Source organism: Albibacillus kandeliae, assembly GCF_003116585.1.
GTDB lineage: Bacteria > Pseudomonadota > Alphaproteobacteria > Rhodobacterales > Rhodobacteraceae > Albibacillus > Albibacillus kandeliae.
Genome location: NZ_QEHM01000014.1, coordinates 93090 through 100044 on the forward strand (window position 1 = coordinate 93090; position 6955 = coordinate 100044).

A 6955-nucleotide genomic window follows, 5' to 3' on the forward strand; every position below is an offset into this window, starting at 1 on the left:
CCGCGCGTGGTAAGTGCGTTGATGGAGAGTAAAACACCCGGGCATTCAGCCCGGGTGCCGTGGTCCTGTCCAGCGATTCACCTCACTGCGGCGGCGGCGCCGCCTGCATGATCTGCTTGGACATGTCCTCCACCGATGCAGAGAAGCTGGCGATCCGCGGCGGGAACTGTTCGAACGAGGCGACGAACTGATTCACCAGCGCGAGCGCCGGCCCGATCGCCCAGGACCGGTTCTCCTGCCATTCGTCAAAGCCGCGCGCCTCGTGGAAACGCTCGAAGGGATCGAGGTCAAGCCGCGTGATCAGCGGCGAGGTCATCGCGTACTGCTCTCCGTTGAACCAGCGGTCCTGATGGGTGAACAGGAACTTCCATTCGCCAAAGCGCAGCCCATGAAAGGTCGTCTCGGTGAAGAAGAAGAACTCCTGGCGGTTCGAGGGGCCAGACTGCGTGAGGATCGGGGTCTGGTCGTACCCGTCGAGGTGCACCTTGTAGGATTTCCCTCCGATCTCCGCGCCTTCCAGCAACTGCTGCTTCAGCTCGGGCTCGCCAAGCTGGGACATGATCGTCGGGATCCAGTCCTCCATCGACATCAGTTCGCCGGTGGTCGATCCCGCAGCAATCAGCCCGGGCCACTTCGCCATCATCGGCACCTTGAAGCCACCCTCGTAGCCGCCAACGCCCTTCTCTCCCCGGAACGGCTGGTTGCCGCCATCCGGCCAGGAATTGGAGGCCGCGCCGTTGTCGGTCGAGAACATCACCATCGTGTTGTCCGCAACGCCCAGCGAGTCGAGCAGATCGAGCAGTTCTCCGACGTCGTCGTCCATCTCCACCATGCCGTCGGCATAGATGCTGCCGGTTCCGGTGATGCCGTTGTAGTGATCGTCAAGGTTCGTGCGATAGTGCATCCGGGTCGTGTTGTGCCAGACGAAGAAGGGTTCACCCGCCTCGACGGCGTCGGTGATAAAGCGCTTGCTCTGCTCCAGCACGTCCTGGTCGAGGTGCTTCTGAACCTCCTGACCGAAGGGACCGAGATCCTCGATCTCCTGCCCGCCGTCCGCAGTCGCAAAGCTGTGGATGATGCCACGCTGCGCGAGGCCCGCATCTTCGAAGGCCGGGGCGGGGTAGTCGGGCTGTTCGATGTATTCACCGGCGTTCAGGTGGTAGACGATCCCAAAGAACTCGTCGAAGCCGTGATTGGTCGGCAGATGCTCGTCCCGATCGCCGAGGTGGTTCTTGCCGAACTGCCCCGTGCGATAGCCCAGCGGTTTCAGCATCTCGGCAAGGGTCGGGTCCTCGGTGGAAAGCCCCTGCGGCGCACCGGGCAGGCCCACGGTCGAAAGCCCCACGCGCAGCGGATACTGGCCCGTGATGAAGGCCGCGCGACCGGCGGTGCAGGAGGCCTGCGCGTAGTGATCCATGAACAGCATGCCTTCGTCGGCGATCCTGTCGATGTTCGGCGTCTCGCAGCACATCATGCCACGGTGATAGGCGGAAATGTTCCACATCCCGACGTCGTCGCCCCAGATTACCAGGATGTTCGGACGTGCGGCATCTTGTGCGAGCAGCGGGGGTGCCAAACACGCGAGCGAGGCAATGGCCCCCAAGAAAAGCCTAGTCATTTGAGAATCCTCGAATAAAGCAACCGAAAGTTTAGTATGTTTATGCTCTCACACTTTCCTGACGTTTCAAGACAATCTTTTGAGACTGCGTGTACCCCGTCTGGGTCTGGCCGCGACTCTCGTTCCCTATGTCAGACGTAAAGCGCAGCGGCCGGGCACATCGTTACGGCATTGGCAAAAATGCCTGCGACGAGATAGCCAGTGCTATCAAATGACCGTATTGGTCTCCTACCGACCTCCGCTGCGCCTTGCCTGGGCGTCGGCATCGCGGACTTTCGTATGGGAAGACATGCCAGTCTCGGGTAATCTTGCGTTCTTGCGACCTCCGGTTCGGATTTGCATATGGCCACTTATGCAACTCCGATCATCCGGTTCGGCGTCAGTCATCGCCGAAGTATGACCAGAGGAGCACTATGTAGCCCCCGATTATCAGCGAAAGCCCAATGGGAAAAAGCAAGGTGTGGGGAGTTGTTGCACCGGCCAGATAATCGGTGCCGAAAGCGTAGCGCTCGAAAATTAGTAGTATGGTTCCAAGTGTGACGGCGCAGATGCCGATCCGGAACTTGACATTAGGGCTCCGCATATGGCGCCTCCAGTTTGGTCTCGTGTGGCGTGGAAGACTGCCGAGCCCTAGATGCCGTTCAACTGGGGCTCTCAGAAGGCATAAATCATCGTGTGCCGTAGCAACACGTACGCCAGGGCCAGACCTAGCCCCAGAAGCATGCAGATCAAGTATAGCCGCATAGCTGCCCCCCGTGATTATGGGCTCCCGTATTGTGCGCGCCTTTCCTCGCACGGCTACTACTTTCGATCAAGCTTGCCCGCCGGTGAGATCACGCCACCCACTTACGCGGCATCTCAGCACACAAGAGGTTGGCGACAGGATGGATGCGATCGGCCGGGTACCAGTTCACCCAGCCCTCCACTTCCACTTTGAAGATCACATCGTTGTTCCGGAACTTTGGGCCCGCGACGATCTTGCCAATCTCGGGCTGGCTCATCGGAAAGAGCCTACCCTGGACGCGAGTTCCGACCCCTAGATGACTGGGTGGCATCGCTGCCCCCTTCACAGCGCTCTATCTCAACTTCGTCATACACTCGATCTGCTTCGGAATTGCATCAACCGCGAGGAACCCCTAGTTTTCTAGATACCTGCCTTGTTCACCCTCTGCTGTATGATTTCGAAGTCACGGCGCATGGTTTCGACCCTCGCTCCAGTTACGAATGGTCGGTCGGTTTCACTACGTGGGCCAAAGGTACGCTCGGGGGCCGAAGAACGCGGCCCGCTTTTTGCGACAACCAGTCGTCGCCTCCAAGGCATCGGGCCTTCGCTCATTACGTCGCGCACCATGGAATGCCTCCTTGCTAAACTTCGGGGATTTGACGTCGTTCCACGTTGTCCCTTCGATCACTTCGACGGCAAATGTGGCAATGGTCACACACAAGACTTAGCGCATTGATGTAAAGGGGCCAATAGGATCATAGTTTCATTGCAAGAGAGAAACTGCCACCCGAACATGGTAAATACAGGGAACATGGTGTCCGGGAGGCAGCTCAGTGGGCTGCCCGCAATGGTTCCCACATGGACTGGCCCTCGCGGGAGGAGCCAGACACGAGCAGCCTATAACCCTTCAGACCTTGAACAAGAGTCACAGGAATGGAGTCTACAAAGCAGCGAACTTCTGCCGAGGAAGGCCTCTAGCTCCAAACCAAGTTAGCAGCTTGAGATACTTGTATCGTGCTTCAATCGAGGGAAAAAGCCGCCCGGTTCTCGTGCTTGCAGGGTTGATCGCCGGACGGCAGTTCCAGGGTCGATCGGATAGGGGACCCATTTGCCTGATCCTCGGGGGAGTCTCAGGCCTCTTGATCGTAGGCGGGTCATCGAGAACGAACAAGGAAAGTTCCGGCACCTCACGCGATGGAGCAACTTTCTGCCGCTATGGAAGCGCCCTGGAGGTAACGCTCTTACGGTTGGCCAGGCCAGCGCTGAACTGCGCGCTGGCTAAAAAGAGTCCGTAAGACCAGCAACTTTTAGCTCACGAAGCTGAACGTGTTTAGAGTTCTAGGAATCGAAATGGACAGGACCTAGCAAATTGGTATCTTTCAGGATCGCGAGAGGCGTTCCAGGTATGAAGTTCCACGTTGACTAAGGCGTGAACCGTTTTCCATTCACGCAGCTTTTCTAGAATAACTCCTTTCATATTCACATTTTCTGGAACTAACTGTCGCAAGGCCCCCGGATTGCCGTCATCCCAAAATGTGCTAGTCCGGGGGCCTTCTCTCCTGAAATGAACTAACTGCTACAGATACTCAAGTTTCACAGTCGACTTTTCAACTCCCGCGAACAGAACAACGAGTCGTTACATTCCAAGATGGCAAACCACAAGGCTTTTACGCATTCTTAACTTTTGAAGTTGCTGCGAAACTAAGAATCAAGGTTTCGTGGCGCAAGTTCTGTCTGATTGAGACGTTTGTTGTTCCAGACACCCGGCAGACCGATTTGATGCTTAACTATTGCGCAGGAACATATTTGCCGTGACCTGTTACTGATCAGATCGACGCCCGTCGCCTGAGCCGACAGGTGACGCACCAGTTCCGGCACGTTGCCGGCGCCTCGCCCTCAACCATGTCGATCCCAAGTCTAGAGGTTGGGGGCGGGTCACTGCCAACCTTACCAGCTGCCCCGGCCACCTGACCGGACTGTCGAGCACAACTGCGATCACGAGTGCCAGCACGAGCCAAGGCGGTGCCTCGTTGGTTACCACCCTCTCGATCCGCTCGGCCCGCACCTGCCGTGCTGCACTCTCCTGGCGCACGGGCCCGCTGACGCGGCTCGCGATCTGACGGCTGTCGCGGTGCACCCCTTGCACGTTCTCCGCCCCGGCCTGGACGTTGGCGGCCAGGTTAGGGCCCGCCCCGAGGCGGACCGGAAGTTTGCCGCACCCTGGGAGCGCCAGGAGCAACGCGACGGCGACAAGGCGCATCAACCTGGCAGCCCGGAGAGGCACAGGGCGCGTTCGCGTTCGCGGCGCAGGGTGAGGCCACGGACGGGCTGAAGGCTGCCCCCTGCCCCGACCCGCGCCTTGTTCCAGAGCCGCAAAGCGTCACAGGCACCGCGAAGATCTCCGACGGCGGCCCGGCGTGCCATACTGGAGCCGCAGAAGGCCCCGACGCCGATGTTGTAGCTTGCCGAGACGAACGCCGCCTGCATGGCCACGGGCAGCCGTTCGGGCAGACAGGTCGCGATCCCGGCTGCAAAGGCGCGCACGCGCGCCTCCAGCTTGCGATCACACTCGGCCGACGAAGCCACGTCGCCGGGGCCGACCTCGAGGGTCTCCCCGTCACAGATGGTCCAGACGCCGACGATGTCCTGGTAGGCCACGAGGCTGCGCCCCTCCGAGCGCTGGATCTCAGGCACCGCCAGGGCCAGCACCGCGACCAGTCCGGCCCCGGTGAGGCTTGCCACCGTGCGCCGGCTCACGGCGCCGCTCTCATCCTCGAGGAAGCTCTGCGCCCGGGCGAGCCCGCCCTGCACCACCAGCCGCGCTGGAATGGCGAGGAGATTGATGATCGCAGAGGCCGCGGCGAACCAGACCGGGTTCCAGCCGAGCTGCTCGGCCGAGACGAGGCCGAGGAAGGCCGCGAAGGCCGAGATCGCCGCCGCCAGCAGCATCAGGCGGACAGACCAGGCGCCGCCGAGGATGACTTTCCAGTTTGCAAGTAGGGTCATGTCAGGTCTCCAAACGAAGACGCCCCGCACAAGGCGGGGCGTTGGTTGCGGGGAATTGAGGATCAGCTCAGTCGAGGTCCGCCTCGAACCGGGCGCGATCAAGCGCCAGGCGGTCGCGGGCGATCCGCTGCATCGCACGCTTGTGCCACCAGCTGAGGATCAGACCGCCGATACTCACCACGATGCCGACGATCGCGACGGCACTCTGCGAGCCGAGCCAGGCGAGAAGCGAGACCGCCGAGCCGCCGTAGACGCCGGCGCTTGAGACCGCGCCGAGCGCCTTTGGGCCCACCGTCTGTTCCAGGTGCTCGAGGACCGCCATCAGGCACCCTCCTGCGCCGCAAACGCCGCCTCGAAGGCCGCGACCACGTCGAAGCCGCCGAGGTCCTCCATCGCCGCGACCTGGTTGCAGACCGCGCGCTCGGCATTGAAGCAGGCCTGCACGTGCCGGGCGACGGCCGCCGCGCAGGCCTCGACCTGCGCCTGCGCCAGGTCCTGCCAGCCATTGGCGAACTTCCAGGCGACCGGCGCGCTTACCATGCCGTCCTGCAGGCTGGTGACGGCCGCCGTGAGCTTGGCCACCGTGCGCTCGTCGGTCGGCAGCTCGGTGCCGTCGCCGAGGGTGATCCCGCCGGTCTCGCGCGCCCAGCGGATCGCGGCGAGCTCGGCGAGGAGCGCGGCGCGTCCCGTCGCCGCCTTGGCCTCGGCCGTGATCACCTGCGTAAAGTCGATGTTGCTCATGCGTCAGACTCCGGCTCCGGGCTGGGATTGCTGTGGGGCGGCAGGGCCACCGGCCCGTCTCCGGTGATCAAGAGCGGCGCCGGGAAGCGGGTTTCTTCCGGGGCTTCTGCCCCATGCGGCAGGATCAGCGTGAGGTGCAGCGCGCCGGCGATGCGCTCCACGTCCGAGGCGAGCCAGGCGCAGGCCACGGCCGAGTTCGGCAAGGTCGCGCCTTCGGCCAGGCCGGAGAAGTCGAAGACCTCGCCGTTGATCGTGAGCGCATCGCCGGCGACGGAGAGAGCAAGCTCCGCGTCGTGGCGCATCGGGGTGAACGAGATGTGCAAGGCAGATCCTCCTTAGAACCAGCGGCCGATGGCCGTTAGGTTCGCATCAATGGTCATATCGATATTGCTTGCCGAACCCCGGAACGCCTGGACCGCCGTCACGGAGGTGGTGCCAGGAGCTCCGCAGCGCACGTAGTTGGCGCGTCCGGTATGATCGGCGGAGTTGGTGGTCTCGGCGATGCCGCTGACCACCGGGTTGGCAATGAAGACCGCCGGGAACGTCCAGCCGATTGGCGCGCTTCGATAGGGGTCGGCGAAGGTGCCGGCACCTGCCGACAGGATGGAGCCCAGGTTCAGGCGCTGCCAGCAGAGCTGAGTTCCATCGGCAAAGCGGACGTAGTCGCCATTCGCATTGGTGCCGCGCTCGATGATCGCGCCCGCGCCCCCGTTGACCGCCGTTCCCGCCCAGGTCGAGGCCAGCACCGTGGTGAACTTCCCGGCCGCCGGCGTGGTGAGCCCGATGGTGGTGTCGTTCAGCGTCCCGCCGACCACCGTGCTGTTGGCTTCGAGGAAGGCGGCGAAGGCGAGGAACTCGTCGCGGTA

At 62.1% G+C, this 6955-nt stretch carries 6 protein-coding genes and 1 pseudogene; all 7 read right to left on the reverse strand.

Features of this window, described 5'->3' with window-relative positions:
- Window positions 1-82 precede the first annotated feature (82 nt).
- A complete protein-coding gene (locus DDT93_RS24805) occupies window positions 83-1618 on the reverse strand; it encodes an arylsulfatase (protein WP_109468607.1) in 1536 nt (511 codons plus the stop codon).
- 833 nt (window positions 1619-2451) lie between these two features.
- Window positions 2452-2619 carry a hypothetical protein gene (locus tag DDT93_RS26620; RefSeq protein WP_157960287.1) on the reverse strand — a complete coding sequence of 56 codons (168 nt, stop codon included), beginning with the start codon at window positions 2617-2619 and terminating at the stop codon, window positions 2452-2454.
- 1982 nt (window positions 2620-4601) lie between these two features.
- On the reverse strand, window positions 4602-5348 hold the full coding sequence (locus DDT93_RS24820) for a lysozyme (RefSeq protein WP_198654965.1): 747 nt from the start codon (window positions 5346-5348) through the stop codon (window positions 4602-4604).
- A 67-nt stretch (window positions 5349-5415) separates the two neighbouring features.
- On the reverse strand, window positions 5416-5670 hold the full coding sequence (locus DDT93_RS24825) for a holin (protein ID WP_109468610.1): 255 nt from the start codon (window positions 5668-5670) through the stop codon (window positions 5416-5418).
- Window positions 5670-6089, reverse strand: a complete 420-nt coding sequence (locus DDT93_RS24830) for a DUF4376 domain-containing protein (RefSeq protein WP_109468611.1) — start codon at window positions 6087-6089, stop codon at window positions 5670-5672. Before DDT93_RS24830 ends, DDT93_RS24825 begins: the two co-directional genes overlap by 1 nt.
- The gene (locus DDT93_RS24835) at window positions 6086-6412 is read right to left on the reverse strand and encodes a hypothetical protein (protein ID WP_109468612.1); all 327 of its coding nucleotides are present in this window, start codon (window positions 6410-6412) and stop codon (window positions 6086-6088) included. Before DDT93_RS24835 ends, DDT93_RS24830 begins: the two co-directional genes overlap by 4 nt.
- Before the next feature lie 12 nt (window positions 6413-6424).
- Window positions 6425-6955, reverse strand: a pseudogene (locus DDT93_RS26835) (hypothetical protein); the annotation flags it as partial.

Coding starts and splice junctions, on each gene's coding strand:
- DDT93_RS24830 (WP_109468611.1), bottom strand. CDS start 6,089: ATGAGCAACATCGACTTTACGCAGGTGATCACGGCCGAGGCCAAGGCG.
- DDT93_RS26620 (WP_157960287.1), bottom strand. CDS start 2,619: ATGAGCCAGCCCGAGATTGGCAAGATCGTCGCGGGCCCAAAGTTCCGG.
- DDT93_RS24825 (WP_109468610.1), bottom strand. CDS start 5,670: ATGGCGGTCCTCGAGCACCTGGAACAGACGGTGGGCCCAAAGGCGCTC.
- DDT93_RS24805 (WP_109468607.1), bottom strand. CDS start 1,618: ATGACTAGGCTTTTCTTGGGGGCCATTGCCTCGCTCGCGTGTTTGGCA.
- DDT93_RS24820 (WP_198654965.1), bottom strand. CDS start 5,348: ATGACCCTACTTGCAAACTGGAAAGTCATCCTCGGCGGCGCCTGGTCT.